Genomic DNA, 19,993 nt, shown 5'->3' on the forward strand with positions numbered 1-19,993 from the left:
GTCCAGGATCAAACTGTGGGAGGCCCCACCACGTCTTCGACGTAGCGCTGTCGCGCATCAAACTCAGTGGGAGCGGACTTGTCCGCGAAAAGGCCTGTACATTCGACGAACATTCATCGGCTGAACTACAGCATTCGCGGACAAACGGAACGCCGCCCGGTCCGCTCCCACAAAATCCAATTCCTTCAGTGGCTTACAGGTTGTTTGATAAGAGGCGGCTTGCGGGCGATGAACGATGACGCGATGTTCCTGAAATACCGCGTCTAGTCTTTCGCGGGCAAGCCCCTTCCCACAGATAGCGTTCCTTCAGTCTATTCCTCATGCAGGCTGAACAAACCCAAAAGCCTACTTGCCTGCCAGCCGGTTCCGCCTGAAGCTATGCGCCTTCAGGAGAGCATGATGAACCTCGACGAATTGACCCAGCGGCTGCACCGCATCCGTGACCAGAACGACTGGAAACAATTTCACAGCCCCAAGAACCTGGCCATGGCCGCGAGCGTGGAAATGTCTGAGCTGGTGGAAATCTTCCAGTGGCTGCGCGAAGACCAGTCCCGCGAGCTGTCGCCTGAACAACTGGCCCACGCCGGGCAGGAAGTAGGCGACATCGTCCTTTATCTGCTGCTTTTGTGCAGCGAACTAGGGCTGGACATGGATGAAGTGGTGCGCAGCAAGCTGGCTGACAGCGAGCGGAGATTCGCCAAGTGAGCGATCGCCATTTCGATCAACTGGCCACCCGTTTTGCGGAAAAGATCTACGGCGGTGCCAAAGGCGCGATTCGTCTGGCGGTGCTGCAGGCGGATCTGGAAGAAGCGTTACCCGAACGACCACTGCGCGTGCTGGACATCGGCGCAGGCCTGGGTCACATGTCGTTGTGGCTGGCCGAGCGCGGTCATGAGGTGACATTGGCCGAACCGGCCCAACCGATGCTCGAAGGCGCTCGTCAGCGCTTCGCCGAAGCCGGACAGACGGCGACCTTCATCCAGGCACCCTGGCAGGCGCTGCCCGAACTGCTGACCGATACTTACGATCTGGTGATTTGTCACGCTGTGCTGGAGTGGCTGGCCGAGCCGCACACCATCCTGCCGGTGCTGCATCAGCTCACCAAAGCGGATGGCTGGCTGTCGCTGGCGTTCTACAACCGCGATGCGCTGATCTATCGCAACCTGCTCAAGGGTCACTTTCGCAAAATGCGCAAGAATGACATGGCCGGTGAAAAACAGAGCCTCACGCCGCAGCAGCCACTCGACCCGCGGGAACTGGCGACGCAACTTGAAGGACAGTGGCGAGTCGAAAACCAGAGCGGCGTGCGTGTGTTCCACGACTACATGCCGGTCGAGTTTCAGGCCAGGGTTGAGCTGACGGGACTTTTGGAAATGGAACTGGCACACCGACGCCATCCGGCGTTTGCAGGTCTGGGTCGTTATCTGCACTGGATTTGCCGCCCGATCTGATCTTTTTGCGGAGAACATCATGAAGCACCGTCTCGCCTTGATCGTTCTGTTTCTGGCAACCAGCGCCTGCCAGAGCAACAATCCGTACGTCGCCAGCTCAATGCCGATCCCACCTGCGCCGCCTCAGGCGGCGCAGACGCTGGACCTGAGCGCCTACCCTGCTCCGACCCGCGATTACGGACGCTATCAAAGCTGGGCTTGGCTCAATGGTCAGTTGCCGCCCGGCACCGCCTGGATGGACTCGGCGCAGGTCGCTGAAGCCGTGAGTACCGGTCTGGACCAGCGCGGGCTGCGCCCTGCACGCAACAAACCAGCCGATCTGTATGTCAGCGCGGCAACCCGTCAGGAAACACGCCTGCGACAGGTGCGTGAGGATTACGATCCGTATTATGGCGGCGGCCTGGGTTACGACGGCTACCGGCGCGGCTACGGCCCGGGCTATGGCGGTTACGCCAGCGTGCCGGTGGTGCGCACCTACCAGGAGCGCGTGATGGTGGTGCAGATCAATCTGTTCGACGCCCGTACCGGCCAACCGGTCTGGAGCACCAGCGCCGACGCGCGCAGTGGCAATGATCTGTCAGACCGCAGCAAAGCGTTACGTCAGGCCGTGCAACAGGCACTGACCGAATATCCCCCACGGTAACCCCTTTCGGAGCACTGCCATGTTTCGCCGCCTTGTGTTGTTGTCGTGCCTGCTGCTGATCACTGCGTGTCAGAACAATCAGGTCAATCGTGATTTCGACGCCCAGCGGGACTTCGGCGGCTATCGCAGCTGGAGCTGGAAGGAGCCCGGCGTTCAGTATCAGCCCGATGATCCACGCCTCAAAAGCGACCTGACCGAGCAGCGCATCCGTCAGTCCATCAGCGATCAGCTGGACCAGCGCGGCCTGCGCATGGCGCCTGCCGGAGGGCATGCGGACCTGAAGGTTCAGGCCTGGCTGATTGTCGAGAACCGCCAGCAACTGGTCAGCACCAATTATGGCGGCGGCTGGGGCCCGTGGGGCGGCTACGGCTACTGGGGCGCACCGATGAACACCGAAACCCGCAGTGTGGACTACAAGGTCTCGACCCTGCAGATCGACCTGTTCGATGGCAAGGACGGCAAGCTGGTCTGGCGCGGCAGCACCGAGCGCATCCTCAGCGACAACGCAGGCAACCCGACCGACCGCGAAACCGCCGTCCGCGCGACCGTTGCGAAAATCCTGGAGCAGTACCCGCCGCGCTGACCGCCTCACCACTGATCGTGCCCATCGCGTGAGGAACGATCAGTATGAGGGCTGGCATCTGTATTTGATCAGCGGATGCCGCCTTGATGTGCATACGCCAGCACACCTTCATCGCGTTGACTACACTCCCTGACAACAGGTGAGTGAGCGACGGCGATGCCGAAGGAGTGCTGATGTCTCCCCTGAATCGTTACGTCGCGACGCAGGATCGGCAGCGCGGTGCAATTGGCCTGATGGCGGCGCTGACGCTGGTGCTGGCGTTGTTGTGCACGCTGATGGTCATCGACAGCGGCAGGCTGTACATGGAAAAACGCTCCCTGCAACGAATCGCCGACGTCGCGGCGCTGGAAGCGGCCGGGCGCAAGGGAACATGCATGACAGGCGCGAGCGCTGCCAGCTATGCCACTCAGAGCGCCATACGCAACGGATTCACGCCGGGCAGCGATGGCCGTACGCTGGTTGCCACGTGCGGCACGTTATCGGTGAACACCGAAAGTCGCAGGGTGTTTACCGCCGACGCCACACAATCACAGGCGATTCAGGTGGTCGTCAGCCATCCTGTACCGCGCAGCATCGCCGCTGGCATCGCTGCACTGTTCGACAGTACGCCCGATTCGCCCGACATTCAGCTCAGCGCCACCGCCGTCGCGGCCAGCGCCTCTCCGCTGGCCTCACTGACCATTCGCAGTGCAGCCATGACAATCGATAGCGCCAAGGCAGCGGTGCTCAACCCGATCGTCGGAGGGCTGCTGGGTGGGACACTGAACCTGGGTGTCGCCAACTGGCAGGGGCTCGTCAACACCGACCTGAGCCTGCTCAATTACCTGAACAGACTCAAACTCGACCTGAACCTGACCGCCGTCGGTTACACCCAAGTGCTCAACACCACGGTTTCCATCAGTCAGTTGATGCAGAGCGCCATCAACGTGCTGGACCCCAACGGCACATTGAACGCCACCGCAACCATCGCGGGCCTGCAGGCCATCAAGGCAGCGGCCGGCGCTACAACGGTTTTGCTCGGTGACTTGCTGGCCGTGCAGGGCAGCGCCGATATCGCAGCACTGAACACCAGTCTGCGGCTGCTGGATCTGGTGCAGGGTCTGGCGCAACTGGCCAATGACAAGAACGGCATTTCAGCCCCCGTGCAGATCAATATCCCGGGACTGGCTCAGGTGACGACGCGCATTCAGGTCATCGAACCGCCGCAACTGTCCGCCATCGGCGATCCCGGCAAGATCGACCCGCTCAACCCCAAAACCGGTGCCAATCGCATCTATGTAAGGACAGCGCAGATGCGTGCGCTGGTATCGATCAACCTGCCGGTACTGGGCACGATCACGTCACTGGCCAACACCGCAGGCTCGGTGGTGGGCAGCCTGACGCCACTGCTCAACAGTGCCTTGAATCTGAATGTGGCGGGCGTAGTGACCTCGACGACCTGTCTGCTGGCGATTACAGGCTGCCTGGTCTCGGATGCGAGGTTTCTGGATAGCGGCACTCCTGCTACCGGCCCCAAAATAGACCTCAGTCTCTCGCTGGCCAGCGCCGACAGCTACATCACCGGCTATACCTGCACCAGCAATACCATCAAGACTCTGGACGTCCATACCGACGCCACGCTGGTCACCGCCAAGCTGGGCCAGATACCCAGCGCTTCCGCTTTCCCGGCCAGCACCGATCCCTCCGCCGTAACGGCAATACCGCTACCTGTCATCGATATCGGCACTCAGATATGCAAAAAGTTACTGGGATTGCCCTTGCAGGACGGTTGCGGCCCCCGCACGCCCTTCGGCGCCGGCGGCATAGGCCTCAGCTTCGACACGGTCAGCCAGTCTCCACTGGGCACCGCTGCCGCTACCAACACAACATTCAGCTCGCCGAACCTGCCCGAGATCAACAGCCCGCCCTACTTTCTGACCAACACGACGTCGGTCAAACCCAGCACCGTGCTCAATGGCGTGGTTTCAGGGGTCAAGGTTGATGTCTACAAACCCGCGACGAGCACCACGCTGGGCAATGTGATCACCGGCGCGGCCACTCTGCTGAATAGCCTGACCAGCGCACTGGATGTCATCGTCGAGAACACCCTAAAGCCCTTGCTGACCTCAATGGTGGACCCGCTGCTGGCGTCCCTTGGCGTGACATTGGCGCCCGCCGATGTGGGCGCCAATCTGAGCTGCAATTTCGGCCAGGCCTATCTGGTGATCTAACCGGCGTTGAAGATCGGCAGTTCGACGCGAAACCGTGCGCCTTCGCCCACGTTGCTGACGCTCAACTGGCCACCCATCTGATCGACGATACCGTAGCTGACCGATAAACCCAGCCCGGTGCCGACACCGACTGGCTTGGTCGTGAAGAACGGCTCGAAAATCCGCTCCAGCAAGCGCGGGTCGATACCGCCGCCATTGTCCTGTACCACGAGCCGGATGATGTTTTCATCGCGCTCGACCTCGACACTGATCCACGGCTCGAACTCGCGGTCGTTTTCGCGCCGTGAGAGCAAGGCATCGCGGGCGTTGACCATCAGGTTGATCAGCACCTGCTCCAGTTGATCGACATGCCCGCGCACCTGCACCGGCGCGCTCATCTCACCGATGCGCAGCTGCACGCCCTTGCCTTTCATGCCCTCGGCCAGCATCGACACGGTGCCTTCCACTGCTTGGGCCGGATCGAACAGTTGCTCTTCGATTTCCGAGCGCCGCCCGAACACGCGCATGTGGTCGACCACCCGTGCAGCGCGCTGCACCTGCGTGTCGATGCGGTTGAGCTTTTCGGTGAGGTATTCGATGTCCACATCACCCCTGCCCAGCCGCTTCAACACATTGACCACCGCCATACGCATGACATTCAGCGGCTGATTGATCTCGTGGGCCAGCCCGGTCGACATTTCACCCAGCGTGGCCATCTTGGCGCTCTGATTCAGTTGCATGCGAGAGCGGCGCACGTCCGTGTTGTCGCGGCCCACGGCCTGAATCTCGATCAGCCTGCCCTGCTCATCGAAAACCCCTCGGTCCGCCCAGATCCACCAGGCGTATTCGCGGCCGGGCAATTCAATGCAGATTTCCTCCGTGCTCATCGGCTCTTCAGGCGTGAGCTGGCCGATACGGCGGATGAACGCTTCACGCTGCTCGTCGGACATCCAGTCGCCCAGATTGATACCGGTCAGCTGCTCAGGCGTGCATTCCATATAACTGGCCAGCGGTTTGTTACCGAAGCTGAGCACCAGATCCGGCGTGTAGCGACAGATCATCGCGGGCGAGTCCTCGACCAGAATCCGGTAGCGCTCCTCGCTCTTGCGCACCTGTTCGGCCGCCAGCGTGGCCTCGGTCACATCCAGCCATAACCCGACCGCCTCGACTGGCATGCCGAGGTCGTCACGCAGCAGGCGGGCCTCGTCCAGTAGCCAGTGGTAACTGCCGTCCTTGCCGCGCAGTCGATAGCGACGGCTGACGAACCCTTCACGCAACAGCTGGCGACTGCGCTCGAACCAGATATCGCGGTCTTCGGGATGAATATATTCGGCAAGCTGGCCCTCGACGCACTCGGCCAGGGTCCAGCCCAGCAACGGCGTCAGGCTGTCGCTGAAAAAACTGGGCTCAAGATTGCCCTGGTCATAGCGCTGCACGTAGATCACGGCGGGTGAGCTGGCGATCAGGTTATCCAGCCGCTTGTGCGCGGCCGCCGCATCGGTCTCCTGGTTCTTGATGTCGCTGACGTCGAGCATGAAACCCAGCACACGCTGCACCTGCCCGCTGATCAACGCCTGGCCCTGAATCCGGAACCAGAGGGTTTCCTGAGCGGGATCGGCCTGCGCCAGACGCACACACAGCAGCACGGGCGTGCCTTTGTCACGCAACTGGGTCAGGCGGCTGGTCAGTTCCTGACGGTCCGCCGGATGAATCAGCGCCAGCCAGTCCTGACGCGACAGGCTTTCGACCCGATCACCCAGGCGCAGGCTGCGCGCAAGTTGTGGTGCCAGCAGAATCTCGTCCGTGCCGGGCAGCAATTCCCACCAGCCGGTGCCCAGCAGGTCCTGGAGTACGGCCAGCCGCTCGACGTGATGCCGGTTATGCTGTTCCGAAAGCCTGAACAGCACCGGCCCGGCCAGGGCAGAACACAGGTTCAGCCATTCCCGCTCACCCAGGTCAGGTGCCTGTTGCCCGGCATCGTAGAAACCGAACAACAGCCAGGCCCTGGCCACGCCTTCACGGCTGTGCGGCATCAGAAAGCCGTCGGCATTGGCGAACGCACTCTGCAGCGATGAGGAAGGCGAACCCATGCCGAACGACAACTGATGCGTGACGTTGGCGTCAAGGGTGTCCAGTGCACTGCCCAGACGCTGACCGGCCTGCCACAATTCGGGCGCCGTGTGGGCGTTGTACTGACAATAAACCCGCCAGCCAGCGCCACCCGCTTCAGGCAGGACCAGCGCTACACAGGGGATGCGCCAGAGCTGTGCAAGCTCTTCGAGCTGCTCGGTGACGACTGCCTTGAGCCGGTCAACGTGGCACACACGCACACGCTCGGCGATCTGCCCGGCCACGCGCAGGCATTGCTGGCGGCTGCGCGCAGCGCTGGCCTCCTCCATCAGGTCACTGATGTCGAGCAGTTGCAGCAGCCATTCCTTGCCGTGCGCCTGAACCCAGCCGCGTGCGTGCAGGATGTGGGCATCGGCACTCTTGAAGTCCAGATCGAGCATATGCCCCAACCATTCCTGCGGCACACCCTCGATCACCAGCGCGCTGTTGGGCAACAGCAGACTCATCAGGCGCTGTGATTCAGCCATGGGTGCCGCGATACCCAGCCTCGAAGCCAGATGAGCACTGATGCTCTGTACCCGCCCGTCATCATCCAGCAACAGGTACAGATCGGCGCCGATGGGATCGGGCTCAGTATTCAAGGATAGGGTTTGCGGGGCCGGAGGCGCATCGGCACGGCCCAGCCAGCGACTCAGACGGCTTTTCTCAAGGGACAAGTTGCAGGCTCGCTTGGGCAGAAAGGTTATTGGGCAGACGGGGTATTTCGCCGACACCCGGCAGGGTCAGAAAGGGCAGGACCTGCGCCAGTCTGGATTTCGGATAACTGATGTTGGCCGTCAGCACACCCGCTGTGTAGGTCACCCGCACATGGGCATTGCTGAACCCCAGTGAAGCGGGCATCCATGACAACTGGTTCATGACCACCGTCTCGGCCTGGCTGACAATCAACTGGTTGTAATTGACCGCCGTCGGACTCAGCGCCACGCTGCGACGCACCGCCTCACTGGCAGCCGCATTGAAAGACTGCACCATCAACAGTGGCAGGCTGTAACTTACGACACCATAGAACACCGCGAAAAAGGCTACGAACACTGCCGCAAACTCGATAGCGGCGGCGCCCCGTTGCCTGTGTGGGGAGGAAAGATGCGGGGTGGTTTTCATGTCAACGTCTACTCTGACACTCACGACTTCACATGAGCATAGTTTCTTTCAGGAAAACAGGACGCTTTTTACCGAATGGATTTATTTTTTCTACTTGTATGGTTCGGCCTGTGCGCCGAACAGGATGCGCGGCAACGGAAAATTTCCAACTGGCTGACACTGGGCGTGGCTTTAGTCGCGTGCGGGTACCTGTTGTACAGTGGCCGTACATGGCTGGGTGCGACACCGGACGAGGCTGGCTGGGCGACGTTGACCGCTCTGGCACTGACGTTGCCGGGCTATGCGCTGGGCAGGCTGGGGGCCGGGGATGTCAAACTTCTGACCGCACTGGCACTGCTGACCGACAGCCTGTATCTGTTGGGCACCTTTATTGGCGCAGGCATTGCCATCGCACTCTGGAGTGTGTCGATCACTCAGCTATGGCCCCTTGTAAACCAGCACGTTACGCGCCGTTACTTGCACGTGGGTCCGCAGGCGACAAATAAATATCCTTTCTCACCGTTTTTATTGATCGGACTTTTGTTAACGGTATTAATTATCCATTGATCAAAGAGTGCTCTATTGCCATGTACATAGTCACAAAGTACGACTAGGGTCTATTGACAGGCGCGACCCTTTATTTAAACAGCGTCTGCCGCAACCACACTCAATTCTGCTGAATGGATTCAGGCTCCAGTTTTCCACTGTTGCCGATTAGCATGGAGTCGCAGGTGAACAAGTACTCGTCGGTAAAAATATTGGTCGTGGATGACCAGCCTGCTGTGGTCGAAGAGCTGTGTGAGTTTCTCGAAAACAGCGGTTATCACTGCGTGCCTTGCGTTTCCAGTACGCAGGCCATGGAGCAATTCAATCAGGACGACACTGTCGGGATCGTGCTGTGCGATCTGGACATGCCGGGCATGAACGGCATCGAGATGGTCGAAGCGATGAAGCGTGCGGGCGGCAGGAAGCACCTGTTCGAGGCCATCATGCTCACCGGCAAGGCCGAGAAGAAGGACGTCATCAAAGCGTTGCGTGCCGGGATCGCGGATTACTATCAAAAACCCGTCAATCTGGACGAGGTGCTGGAAGGTGTGCAGCTTCAGGTCGAGGCACTGGGCGAGCGCCAGCGAAACCTCCATCAGTTGGGGCTGCTAAACGAAAAGCTTCAGTACCTGGCCGCATCCATTGACGACCTCTACCAGAATCTCGATCAGACCCGAGCCGGGTCATCGATTGAAAGAAAAGCTGAATCTGCCTTAAACGAAGAGCCACGGATGCCGGATATCTTTGCCGGGTTGTCGCCACGCCAGCTGGACGTCGCAAGGCTGGTCGGCACGGGCCAGACCAACTATCAGATTGCCTGCGAGCTGGGCATCACTGAAAACACCGTCAAACTCTATGTCTCTCAGGTCCTGCGTCTGACACGCATGCACAACCGTACGCAACTGGCGCTGGCCCTTTCACCCGGCAGTGCGGGTGTACGGCAGCGCGCCAGCGTGACCTGACCGGCTGGAGGGCATCAGGTTTCGGTTTCAGGAAGCATGACGTGATACGGCGCATCCACCAGCGCCGAGTGCACCTGATTGCGACCGGCATGCTTGGCGCGGTACAGCGCGCTGTCGGCCTGGGCGGCCAGACTCAGGCTGTCATCATGCAGCCCGAGCGAAACCACACCCGCACTGAACGTACAGAACAGATCGGCAGGCTGCGCCGGATAATGGATTTCCGCGAAACGATGGCGGATTTCCTCCAGCACCTGGTGAGCGCTCTGGATATCCGTGTCCGGCATGACGATGGCAAATTCCTCGCCCCCGTAACGCCCGATGAAATCGGTCTTGCGCAACCTTTGCTTGAGAAACAGCGCCAGACTCTTGATCACCCGGTCACCCATGGGATGTCCGTGGCTGTCGTTGACCTTCTTGAAATGGTCGATATCGAGCATCGCGAAGCACAGCGGCTTGCCTTCGCGACGCGAACGAAAGCTGCAGTCTTCCAGCAATTGCAAAATATGCGTGTGGTTATAGAGACCCGTCAGGCTGTCGCGCACCATGCGCGCCTTCAGATTACGGGCGCGGGCAGCGCGGTTGCGCACGGTGGTGATCAGGTGACGCGGCTTGATCGGCTTGGTCAGGAAGTCGTCCCCGCCTTCACTCATGGCGTCCAGTTGCTTGTCCTGATCATCTTCGGCGGACAGATAAATGATCGGCACGCTGACGTAACGATCGTTGTGGCGAATGACCTTGGCCAACTCAGTGCCCGTGCAGCCGGGCATGTACATGTCGAGGATGATCAGGTCGGGCTGGAATTCGGCCAGTTCGCCCATCGCCTGAATCGGGTCGAGCAAGGTACGCGTGACAATGCCCGCCGCGTTGAGCACACGCTCGGTGTGCGTTGCCTGTGCCCGTGAATCGTCGATAATCAGCACTTTATAGGGCTCGTACTGCGCCACGCAGGTCAGGATTTCGATCTTTTCCAGCAGGCTCGACGCCTCCAGCGCGCCGGTCAGAAACTCCTGGCCACCGGCACGCACGGCAGCGAGCCGGGTCGGGGTGTCGGTTTCATTGATACTGAAGAACAGCAGCGGCAGCTTTTGCTCGAGCCCTTCCTGAACCTGGGACGCCAGCCTCAAGCCCTGACCGGGCCCACTGAAATCGACGTCCATGACAATGGCAGCCGGATGGCGCTGGGTCATGGCCGTCTGAAACTCCGACACGCTGTACAACGACAGCGCGGACAGGCCGAAGAACTCCAGTTGCTTGGCCAGCCGCTCTGCCCGCTCATGGTCCTGAAGCACCACATAAACCGGCTTGCGCAACGGCGGCAGCGACGTCTGCTCCAGACGGTCGCCATGGCGCAGGCCTGTGCGCGACAGGCGCTGCATCAGGCGATTGAGCTCGGTAATGGCGCTGCTGTTCAGCCGGCCCCGATTGGCCTCGACCGCACTGAGCGCTTCGTCGATATCCTGAGCCAGAGCAATGTGCTCGGTCTGCTCGAAACGCTCGGCAAAGCGCAACAGACGCAAGGTCGAATCCTTCAGTTCAGCCATGTCGCCGGCCGACCATTCGGACTTCTGCAGCCGTTGCCAGGTTTCAAGAATCTGACGTGCCTGATGAATGACCCGTTGGGCAAAATGGTGCTTCAAGCGATCACGGCTGGGATCTTCGGGCTCGTTCATATCAAGGCTACTTTAGGTTCGCAGAGCGAAACGGTTGATGGCGCTATGCTAGCACCTTCGATACGACACCTGAGTGCCGCAAGTCACTTATTTGACAACAAATATATGGCGCTATGCCATTACGTATAACTATCCCTGTATAGCCAATAGCTATCGCTGGTTTTTGCCGTCTGCCGAGGCCCTGATACAGGGTCTTCGCAGGCCGCGCACAGTTCTTGTCAGACAAAATGTAAACAGCCTGATCGCCGCGATTCTCCAGCCTGAAACCTGGTGCGGCACAGAGCGATGCCAGCAGCTCAATCACGAAAATCCGCCCCGGATACGCTCGTACATTGCACCTTGAGGTAAGGTTACGGTCGAACGCCACGTAGCATTCAACTCAAGATCGAAAGGACCCCACCATGCTGGATTGGAAAAACCGCGCAGGCAGCGCGGGTGAGCGTACCGCTGACACTGCATCGGTCAAACGACGCGGCTATCTGGGCAGCCTGTTCTACAGCCGTGCGCTGGGTGCCTTGGTCTTGATCTACCTGCTCGTATGCCTGGCCGTCGGCTGGTACTGGAGCAAGGAGCCTGCGCTGTTTCCGGTGCAGCAGAATGCACAGGCCGCCGCCGAGCGCGAAGGCAAACCGATGGTCATCGGCTACACCACGGTCGAGACCCTGAAAAGCGTCGCTCAGACCCTTCTGGACAAGCGCGGCGGCTACCTTTCCAACGACCGCATGCCGCCGGGCCTGTGGCTGGACAATATCCCGAGCTGGGAATACGGCGTGCTGGTGCAGGTGCGAGACCTGAGCCGTGCGCTGCGCAAGGACTTCGCCCGCTCCCAGTCGCAATCGGCTGAAGACGGTGATCTGGCGCGTGCCGAACCGCTGTTCAACTTCAACAACCGCAGCTGGATACTGCCTTCCAGCGAATCGCAGTACACCGACGGCATCAACGCCCTGAGCCGCTATCAGGCGCGTCTGTCCGATCCGAACCAGAAAGGCGCGCTGTTCTACGCCCGTGCCGACAACCTGAACAACTGGCTGGGCGATGTGGGTACCCGTCTGGGCTCGCTGTCGCAACGTTTGTCGGCCAGCGTAGGTCGAGTCAAACTCAACAGTACGCTGAAAACCGAATCCATCGCCTCGGTCAAACCGGGTGAAGTACCACAGGTAGACGAAGAGATCGTCGAGACGCCTTGGCTGGAAGTGGACAACGTGTTCTACGAAGCACGCGGCCAGGCCTGGGCGCTCTCGCATTTGCTGCGCGCCATTGAAGTGGACTTCGCCGACGTACTGGCCAAGAAGAACGCCACGGTCAGCGTGCGCCAGATCATTCGTGAGCTGGAAGCCTCGCAGGAGCCACTCTGGAGCCCGATGATTCTGAACGGCAGCCCGTTCGGCGTGTTCGCCAACCACTCGCTGGTCATGGCCAACTACATTTCGCGCGCCAACGCAGCCGTCATCGATCTTCGTCAATTGCTGAATCAGGGTTAATGGCGATCCCTTCAAACGAGGCCGCGCACCGCGCCGCCTCGGACGCCGAGCAGATTGCCTGGGTCGATGAGCACGACACGCTTTTGGGCGCACGCCCGCGTATCGAGCTGCGCGAGCAAGGGTTGATCGGCCGGGGCACGTACATTCTGCTGTTCAACTCCGCTGGCGAGCTGTGCGTGCATCGCCGCACGCTGAGCAAGGCCATTTACCCTGGTTACTGGGACGTGGCAGCCGGCGGCATGGTGCAGGCACATGAAAGCTATGCCGAATCCGCCGCCCGGGAGCTGGAAGAAGAGCTGGGTGTGCACGACGCCGCGTTGCAGGCCCATGAGCGTTTTTTCTTTGATCAGCCGGATAACCGGATCTGGTGCGCGGTGTTTTCCGCCGTCTGGGATGGTGCCTTGAAACTGCAGCCGGAAGAAGTCATGGAAGCGCGCTTCATGCCCGTCGCAGAGGTGTTGCGTCAGGCCGAAGAAAAACCGTACTGCCCCGACTCGCTGGCAGCCTTGAAACGCTACCTGAAGCAGGTCGCAAATGTTCAGTAAATTGGCGCATTCAACCCCTTAGCAACTGGCTGTTTTGCCGTTACACTGCGCGACCTTTTCAAACTGGACCGGCCTTGTCGGTCCAATAGCGCTGCCCCTGCCAGAGTGGGGCTTCGCGGTCGATGGCTCCAGCGAGCCCGACCCATCGTCAGTCCTCAACAAGAGGATTTCCCGTGGCTAAAAAAGCCGCTTCCCTCGCCGCCCTGGGTGGCCTGGTATTTTCAACCGACGCAGGGCGTCACTGCCCCGACTGTCGCCAACCCGTTGATGACTGCACCTGCAAGCAGACCGCCATTCCCGAAGGGGACGGCATTGCCCGCGTTCGTCGCGAGAGCAAAGGTCGCGGCGGCAAGACAGTCACCACCATTACCGGCGTACCGCTGGCCGAAGACGCACTCAAGGACCTGGCCAAGGCCTTGAAGCAGCGTTGCGGCACAGGTGGGTCGCTCAAGGACGGGGTGATCGAGATTCAGGGCGATCATGTCGAACTGCTGCTGGCCGAACTGACCAAAAAAGGCTTCAAGGCGAAAAAGTCGGGCGGTTGACAGAACCCGCCAGCCTGCGAACGGCTGACCGGAACAAATACCGTCATTTCCACTCCTTACACTGCGCCCAGCTGGCTATGGGCTGGCGCTACGACTTCTTTATAGGGGACTTCGATGTCCGTACGACGTACACGCAAAGACGATGGCAGCCAATGGACCGTTGCGGACAGCCGCAGCGTTTATGGCATTCGCCATTGGGGCGCCGGTTATTTTGCGATCAATGAAGCCGGTCGCGTTGAAGTTCGTCCCAACGGGGCTGGCAGTTCGCCTATCGATCTTTACGAGCAGGTCGAAGACTTGCGCAAGAGCGGTCTGTCCCTGCCACTACTGGTCCGTTTCCCCGACATTCTGCAGGACCGCGTCCGGCAGTTGACCGGTGCGTTCGACAGCAACATCGCGCGCCTGGAATATCAGAGCCAGTACACCGCGCTCTACCCGATCAAGGTCAACCAGCAGGAAGCGGTGGTCGAAAACATCATCGCCACCCAGAACGTGTCCATTGGTCTGGAAGCGGGCTCCAAGCCTGAATTGATGGCCGTGCTGGCCCTGGCGCCGAAAGGCGGCACCATCGTCTGCAACGGTTACAAGGACCGTGAGTTCATCCGTCTGGCGCTGATGGGCCAGAAGCTGGGCCACAACGTCTTTATCGTCATCGAGAAAGAATCCGAAGTCGAACTGGTCATCGAGGAAGCCGCCGAGCTCAAGGTTGCGCCTCAGGTCGGTCTGCGCGTGCGCCTGTCTTCCCTGGCGTCGAGCAAATGGGCTGACACCGGTGGCGAGAAATCCAAGTTCGGTCTGTCCGCCGCGCAGTTGCTGTCGGTGGTCGAGCGCTTCCGCAAGGCCGGTCTGGATCAGGGCATCCGCCTGCTGCACTTCCACATGGGCTCGCAGATCGCCAACCTGGCCGACTATCAGCACGGTTTCAAGGAAGCGATCCGTTATTACGGCGAACTGCGCAACCTCGGCCTGCCGGTTGACCACATCGATGTGGGCGGCGGTCTGGGCGTGGATTACGACGGTACTCACTCGCGCAACGCCAGCTCCATCAACTACGACATGGACGACTACGCCGGTGTCGTGGTCGGCATGCTCAAGGAATTCTGCGACGCGCAGGGCCTGCCGCATCCGCACATCTTCTCGGAAAGCGGACGCTCGCTGACCGCTCACCACGCCATGCTGGTGGTGCAGGTCACCGACGTTGAAAAGCACAACGACGAAGTGCCTGAAATCGCCGACAAGGAAAGCCTGCCGGAAACCGTGCAATGGCTGGTGGACCTGCTGGGTCCGACCGACATCGAGATGGTCACCGAGACCTACTGGCGTGCAACGCACTACATGAGCGACATCGCGACCCAGTACGCCGACGGCAAGATCACGCTGGCGCAGAAAGCGCTGGGCGAGCAGTGCTATTTCGCTGTGTGCCGCCGCCTGCACAACTCGTTGAAAGCGCGTCAGCGTTCGCATCGTCAGGTGCTGGACGAACTCAACGACAAGCTGGCCGACAAGTACATCTGCAACTTCTCGGTATTCCAGAGCCTGCCGGACACCTGGGCCATTGGTCAGGTGCTGCCGATCCTGCCGCTGCATCGCCTGGGCGAAGAACCTGTACGCCGCGCCGTGCTGCAGGACCTGACCTGCGACTCCGACGGCAAGATCAAGCAATACGTCGACGAGCAGAGCATCGAGACGAGCATGCCGGTCCACCCGCTGAACGAAGGCGAAGACTACCTGCTGGGCATCTTCCTGGTGGGCGCCTATCAGGAAATTCTCGGCGACATGCACAACCTGTTCGGTGACACCGATTCGGTGAACATCTATCAGAACCCGGATGGCAGTGTTTACCACGCCGGCATCGAAACCCACGACACCATTGAGGACATGCTGCGCTACGTGCACTTGTCGCCGGAAGAACTGATGACCCATTACCGGGACAAGGTCGCCAGCGCCAAGATCACCCCGCGTGAACGTACCTACTTCCTCGACGCCCTGCGTCTGGGGCTGACACGCTCTTCCTACCTGTCTTCCTGAACCTGAACGGATGATCGCTCCCTCGCGGGGGCGATCATCCGTCACAGCCCCCTGTGTAAGCCCCTTCCTGCGTGCCGTGTAGGCAACTTCCTTTTCTGTGTGCCACCTCTTTACCGCACGGTCTTCTCCGCCAGAATCGCTGACCGCATTTTCGGTAGAGAACACTTCATGCCCGACTCAGCCAGCGCACCCTTCTTTCGTCTGGAGATTGCAAGCCTGCGTCGCCATTTCAGCGTGTTGTCCTTCAGCGCCACCGAGGCGATAAGCCAGCCGTACGTCTTCCAGTTGCAGGTCAGCGGCGATGAGGTCGACCTGGCGAGCCTGATGTACACCTCCGCCTTTCTGAGCTTCAACGGTAGCCCGCAAGGGTTTCACGGCCAGATTCAGGGCGCCACCCGCGTGCATTATCGACCGGGACCTGCGTGCTACCGGCTGACCGTCGGCCCGAGGCTGACGTGTCTGGGTCAACGCCACAATCACCGGATCTTCGAGCAGATGAGCGCTAACCAGATCATCGCTCAGGTGCTCAAGGAGCATGGGCTGAAAGACAGTTACCGGTTCGACCTGAAGAAAGAATGCCAAACGCGCAAAACCTGTTTTCAGCACAACGAGTCCGACCTGATGTTCATACAGCGGCTGTGCGCCGAAGAGAACATTCACTACCACTTCCATCACTACCGACGTCGCCATGAACTGATATTCAGCGAAGGACTGCGCGGGTTTCGGCGCGCCCCCATCGCAGCCTTGAGCCAGTTTCAGCATCAGCCGGGCGTTACGCAGTTTGCCGTGACCCGGACAGGGACGGACAACCGGGGACCGCAGCGTGCGCAAGGCGAAAGCACCCTGCCCTTCGTCACCAGCGGATTGCTGCTGCCGCTGGCAGGGCTTCCCGAGCGCGACTGGAATCACATGTGGCTGATCACCGGGGTCGAGCACCGCTTCGACGATCAGGCAGCAAAGGATGGCGCGACCCGGCAGCCCTATTCGAACCGTTTCCAGGCCGCGCCCTGGCAAGACGGCTTCGTCTCGGACGAACCCTGGCCGTGGTCCGTCTTCGCCCGGATGCAGCGCGCCTGGCTCACGGGCACTGCGGGCGAACTGCAGGAGCGCGATCCGGACGGACGGGTTCAGGTGCAATTCGAATGGGCCAGACAAGGCCCCGATGCGCGCCACACCACGTGCTGGCTGCCTGTCGATCCGGCGTTGCGACTCTTGTGCCAGGGCGGCATGCAAGTGGTGGTGGATTTCAGGGTGAACGATCCCGACAACCCGGTCATCGTCGCGACGCTGCATTCCGGCTCCACGCAACCTCTCGTGCTGTTGGGCGCAGAAGACGTACAGGACGCGCCATGCGTACGGCTGCTGCTCGACTGGCACAGCGTCCCCGGTGACAGCCAGAGACTGAAGCTGAGCGACGGATCCAAGATTCACCTGGAGCGTGACGGCGATTTGCTGCTGCAGGTGGGCGCCAGTCAAGTCAGGTTCGACTCGGACGGGATGACACTCATCAGCCCGCGTATCGTGCTCGATAGCGAACGACCTGCATGGGAACCTGATGACCGGGATGAACCAGAGTTCACTTACTAACGTACCGAGGTGATGTAACTATAGGGCCTTGCCACAGTCCGAACCTGGACTGACTGATCCGGCCACTTCCCCCTTATCGAGACTCCACCATGCCCCGAGCGATTTTCCGTACGCTGATGACCGGTGCCCTGCTGACGATATTGTCGGGTTGTTCTGTGTTCAAGGTGCTCAATACCCTGACCCCGGCCAACGGCGTTCACGAGGTCCCCGATGTGGCGTACGGCCCGGAAGTGCGCAACCGGCTGGACATCTATACCCCGAAGGCGAACGTTGAACAGGCGCCGGTGGTGGTGTTTTTCTACGGCGGCAGTTGGACCCATGGAGAACGAGCCAACTACGCCTTCGTCGGCAGAGCACTGGCTGAGCGTGGCATCGTGGCCGTCATTGCCGATTATCGGCTGTACCCTGAGGTCACCTACCCGGACTTCGTCGAAGACTCGGCCAAGGCCGTGGCCTGGACCCGCAAGCACATCAAGACCTATGGCGGCGACCCTGACCGGTTATTTGTAATGGGGCACAGCGCGGGTGCCTACAACGCCGCAATGCTGGCACTCGATCCGCGCTGGCTGGCCAGGGAAGGTGTTTCCAACCACATCATCCGTGGCTGGATCGGCCTGGCCGGGCCTTATGACTTCCTGCCCATCAAGGATCCCGAGATCCAGCGTGCGTTTCTGTTTCCGAACACACCTCGCGACTCGCAGCCCATCAACCACATAAATGCCGGCTCGCCAGCGGCCTTGCTGTTGGCGTCAAACAAGGACAAAGAGGTCGACCCGAAGCGAAACACAGGCGGTCTGGCCATGAAGCTGCGTGAAGCCGGCTTGCCGGTCCGCGAGTTGTATTTCTCGCGAACCACTCACGGCTCGCTGGTCGGCGCATTCGCCAAACCCTTGCGCAGTCTGGCCCCGGTGATCGACGAGGTGGTCATGTTCGTGAACGGCCCGCACCCGACTGCAGTTGCAGCCAGCCCGGTGACAGCGCCTTAACGGACGAACCAGCCGTCATTGCGCGTCAGACGCAGGGCAATGCTGCCCAGGCTGATGCCGCGCAACAGGGTGAACGCCAGAAAGGTCAGCCATAGCGCATGATTGCCGTGGCTGGCCGCCAGATACGCGACGGGCGCGATGGCGGCTGCGCTGATCAGCATTGCATTGCGCATCTCACGGGCACGGGTGGCACCGATGAACAACCCGTCGAGCAGATAACTCCAGACGGCCAGCAACGGCATCACAGCCAGATACGGCAGGTAAACCATGGCGGTTTCGCGCACGTCTGGAATGTCGGTCTGCAAGCGAATGAACCACTGACCGCCCGCCAGAAACAGCACGGCAAACCCGACACTGGCAATCAGCGACCAGCCTCCGGCCACTACCAGCGAGCGACGCAGGGTGACTCGATCACGCGCGCCGATGGCATGGCCGCATAGGGCTTCCACCGCATGGGCCAGTCCGTCCAGCGCGTGGGAGGTCAGCAACAGGCCGTTGAGCAGCAGCGCGTTGGCAGCGACCGTCGCATCGCCCAGCCGTGCGCCCTGCACCGTGATCAGAAACATCACTGACTGCAGCGCCAGCGTGCGCAGAAAGATATCGCGATTGACCGCCAGCAGCGGTCGCCAGTTGCTCCACAGCTTCAGCGCCGCCCAGACGATCTGACCGGGCCAGGCGCGCAGCACCTTGTTTGCCAGGATCAGGCCGAGCACGACCCCGGTCCACTCGGCCAGCACCGAGGCCCGCGCCGAGCCGACCACGCCCCAGTCAAGACCCATCACGAACCAGAGATTGAGTGCGATGTTCACCAGATTGGTGGTCAGCAGAATCGCCAAGGGAGCCCGTGCGTTCTGTGTGCCCAGAAACCAGCCGACCAGCGCATAGCTGGCCAGTGCGGCGGGCAGGCCGAACAGTCGGGTGTGAAAGAAATCCAATGTCATCTGCTGCAGATCGGCAGACGGTTGCATCATCGCCAGCGCCAGTTGGCTGAAGGGCACAGCGAGCACACCCAGCAGCAGCGCCAGGCCGACCGCAAGAAGCAGGCCCTGCAACAGAATCTGGCGTAGCGCGGCACCGTCCGAGCGCCCCGCCGCCTGCGCTGCAAAACCGGTGGTGCCCATGCGCAGAAAGCCCATCGCCCAGGCGAGAAAGGTATACAGCGTCGCGCCGACCGCCACCGCGCCCAACTGGTGCGCATGCGGCAAATGGCCGATCACCGCGCTGTCGACCAGCGCCACCAGTGGCACGGAAATGTTCGACAGAATCATCGGCGCGGCCAGCGCCCAGACACGACCGTGGGTGGGGCGATGACGCCAATCGTGGAACAAACTGGACATGAGGACTCCCGGCAAGGCGGGCATTGTAGCCAGCGCTGCGCGGGTTTGCCGACTGAAGATTTTTGCGCCAGCCATAACACTGATTGTTCGGCACGCTCCGCGCTCGGCGTTATACACAAGTCATCTGGCTATGATGATCGTTCCTACGCTCTGCGTGGGAATGCCTCCCAGGACGCTCCGCGTCCGGTTGCGCCACCTGCGAACAACGTCTCAATACGAAGGTCTATTCG

Annotated in this window: 17 protein-coding genes; 13 read left to right on the top strand and 4 right to left on the bottom strand. The window is 60.7% G+C overall.

Features of this window, described 5'->3' with window-relative positions:
- Positions 1 to 399: 399 nt before the first annotated feature.
- The 5 genes from QRN20_RS10635 (at position 400) to QRN20_RS10655 (ending at position 4,887) form a co-directional block, all read left to right on the top strand.
- Entirely contained in the window at positions 400 to 705 is a 306-nt protein-coding gene (locus tag QRN20_RS10635; RefSeq protein ID WP_004882945.1) for a MazG-like family protein, read from the top strand.
- The gene (locus QRN20_RS10640; protein ID WP_122412373.1) at positions 702 to 1,451 is read left to right on the top strand and encodes a methyltransferase domain-containing protein; all 750 of its coding nucleotides are present in this window, start codon (positions 702 to 704) and stop codon (positions 1,449 to 1,451) included. Before QRN20_RS10635 ends, QRN20_RS10640 begins: the two co-directional genes overlap by 4 nt.
- Positions 1,452 to 1,470: 19 nt before the next feature.
- Positions 1,471 to 2,094 (top strand): DUF4136 domain-containing protein, encoded by a 624-nt coding sequence (locus tag QRN20_RS10645; protein ID WP_029243981.1) that lies wholly within the window; start codon positions 1,471 to 1,473, stop codon positions 2,092 to 2,094.
- Between the two features lie 19 nt (positions 2,095 to 2,113).
- Entirely contained in the window at positions 2,114 to 2,677 is a 564-nt protein-coding gene (locus QRN20_RS10650) for a DUF4136 domain-containing protein (protein ID WP_004882942.1), read from the top strand.
- A gap of 173 nt (positions 2,678 to 2,850) precedes the next feature.
- A complete protein-coding gene (locus QRN20_RS10655; protein WP_122605525.1) occupies positions 2,851 to 4,887 on the top strand; it encodes a pilus assembly protein TadG-related protein in 2,037 nt (678 codons plus the stop codon).
- On the opposite strand, the gene QRN20_RS10660 is transcribed toward QRN20_RS10655, so the two are convergent.
- Both QRN20_RS10660 and QRN20_RS10665 read right to left on the bottom strand, forming a co-directional pair.
- Positions 4,884 to 7,652 (bottom strand): PAS domain-containing sensor histidine kinase, encoded by a 2,769-nt coding sequence (locus QRN20_RS10660; protein WP_163003885.1) that lies wholly within the window; start codon positions 7,650 to 7,652, stop codon positions 4,884 to 4,886. The genes QRN20_RS10655 and QRN20_RS10660 overlap by 4 nt on opposite strands.
- Complete coding sequence (locus QRN20_RS10665) at positions 7,642 to 8,097, bottom strand: TadE/TadG family type IV pilus assembly protein (RefSeq protein ID WP_069143469.1); 456 nt, start codon at positions 8,095 to 8,097, stop codon at positions 7,642 to 7,644. The genes QRN20_RS10660 and QRN20_RS10665 overlap by 11 nt, the downstream gene beginning before the upstream one ends.
- Positions 8,098 to 8,172: 75 nt before the next feature.
- Between QRN20_RS10665 and QRN20_RS10670 the strand changes: the two genes are divergently transcribed.
- Together QRN20_RS10670 and QRN20_RS10675 are read left to right on the top strand one after the other, a co-directional pair.
- The gene (locus QRN20_RS10670; RefSeq protein ID WP_122605523.1) at positions 8,173 to 8,643 is read left to right on the top strand and encodes a prepilin peptidase; all 471 of its coding nucleotides are present in this window, start codon (positions 8,173 to 8,175) and stop codon (positions 8,641 to 8,643) included.
- Positions 8,644 to 8,795: 152 nt separating this feature from the next.
- The gene (locus tag QRN20_RS10675) at positions 8,796 to 9,584 is read left to right on the top strand and encodes a response regulator transcription factor (RefSeq protein ID WP_122605521.1); all 789 of its coding nucleotides are present in this window, start codon (positions 8,796 to 8,798) and stop codon (positions 9,582 to 9,584) included.
- Between the two features lie 14 nt (positions 9,585 to 9,598).
- Here the strand turns inward: QRN20_RS10675 and QRN20_RS10680 are convergent, their stop codons facing one another.
- A complete protein-coding gene (locus tag QRN20_RS10680) occupies positions 9,599 to 11,254 on the bottom strand; it encodes a response regulator (RefSeq protein WP_257118831.1) in 1,656 nt (551 codons plus the stop codon).
- A gap of 401 nt (positions 11,255 to 11,655) precedes the next feature.
- On the opposite strand from QRN20_RS10680, the gene QRN20_RS10685 reads away from it, so the two are divergent.
- From QRN20_RS10685 to QRN20_RS10710, 6 genes are all read left to right on the top strand, one after another.
- Entirely contained in the window at positions 11,656 to 12,735 is a 1,080-nt protein-coding gene (locus QRN20_RS10685; protein WP_004882935.1) for a DUF2333 family protein, read from the top strand.
- Complete coding sequence (locus tag QRN20_RS10690; RefSeq protein WP_257118832.1) at positions 12,735 to 13,280, top strand: NUDIX hydrolase; 546 nt, start codon at positions 12,735 to 12,737, stop codon at positions 13,278 to 13,280. Before QRN20_RS10685 ends, QRN20_RS10690 begins: the two co-directional genes overlap by 1 nt.
- Before the next feature lie 173 nt (positions 13,281 to 13,453).
- Complete coding sequence (locus QRN20_RS10695; protein ID WP_004882933.1) at positions 13,454 to 13,825, top strand: translation initiation factor Sui1; 372 nt, start codon at positions 13,454 to 13,456, stop codon at positions 13,823 to 13,825.
- Between the two features lie 114 nt (positions 13,826 to 13,939).
- Positions 13,940 to 15,853 (top strand): arginine decarboxylase, encoded by a 1,914-nt coding sequence (speA, locus tag QRN20_RS10700; RefSeq protein ID WP_004882932.1) that lies wholly within the window; start codon positions 13,940 to 13,942, stop codon positions 15,851 to 15,853.
- Positions 15,854 to 16,021: 168 nt separating this feature from the next.
- Positions 16,022 to 17,440, top strand: coding sequence for a type VI secretion system Vgr family protein (locus tag QRN20_RS10705; RefSeq protein WP_058431564.1), 1,419 nt, complete (start codon positions 16,022 to 16,024; stop codon positions 17,438 to 17,440).
- Positions 17,441 to 17,529: 89 nt separating this feature from the next.
- Positions 17,530 to 18,426, top strand: a complete 897-nt coding sequence (locus QRN20_RS10710; RefSeq protein WP_122605519.1) for an alpha/beta hydrolase — start codon at positions 17,530 to 17,532, stop codon at positions 18,424 to 18,426.
- Here QRN20_RS10710 and QRN20_RS10715 read toward each other — a convergent pair.
- Positions 18,423 to 19,763, bottom strand: coding sequence for an MATE family efflux transporter (locus tag QRN20_RS10715; protein WP_122500118.1), 1,341 nt, complete (start codon positions 19,761 to 19,763; stop codon positions 18,423 to 18,425). The genes QRN20_RS10710 and QRN20_RS10715 overlap by 4 nt on opposite strands.
- Positions 19,764 to 19,993 lie beyond the last annotated feature (230 nt).

This window comes from Pseudomonas sp. fls2-241-TYG-175 (assembly GCF_030209155.1).
Taxonomy (GTDB): Bacteria; Pseudomonadota; Gammaproteobacteria; order Pseudomonadales; family Pseudomonadaceae; genus Aquipseudomonas; species Aquipseudomonas viridiflava.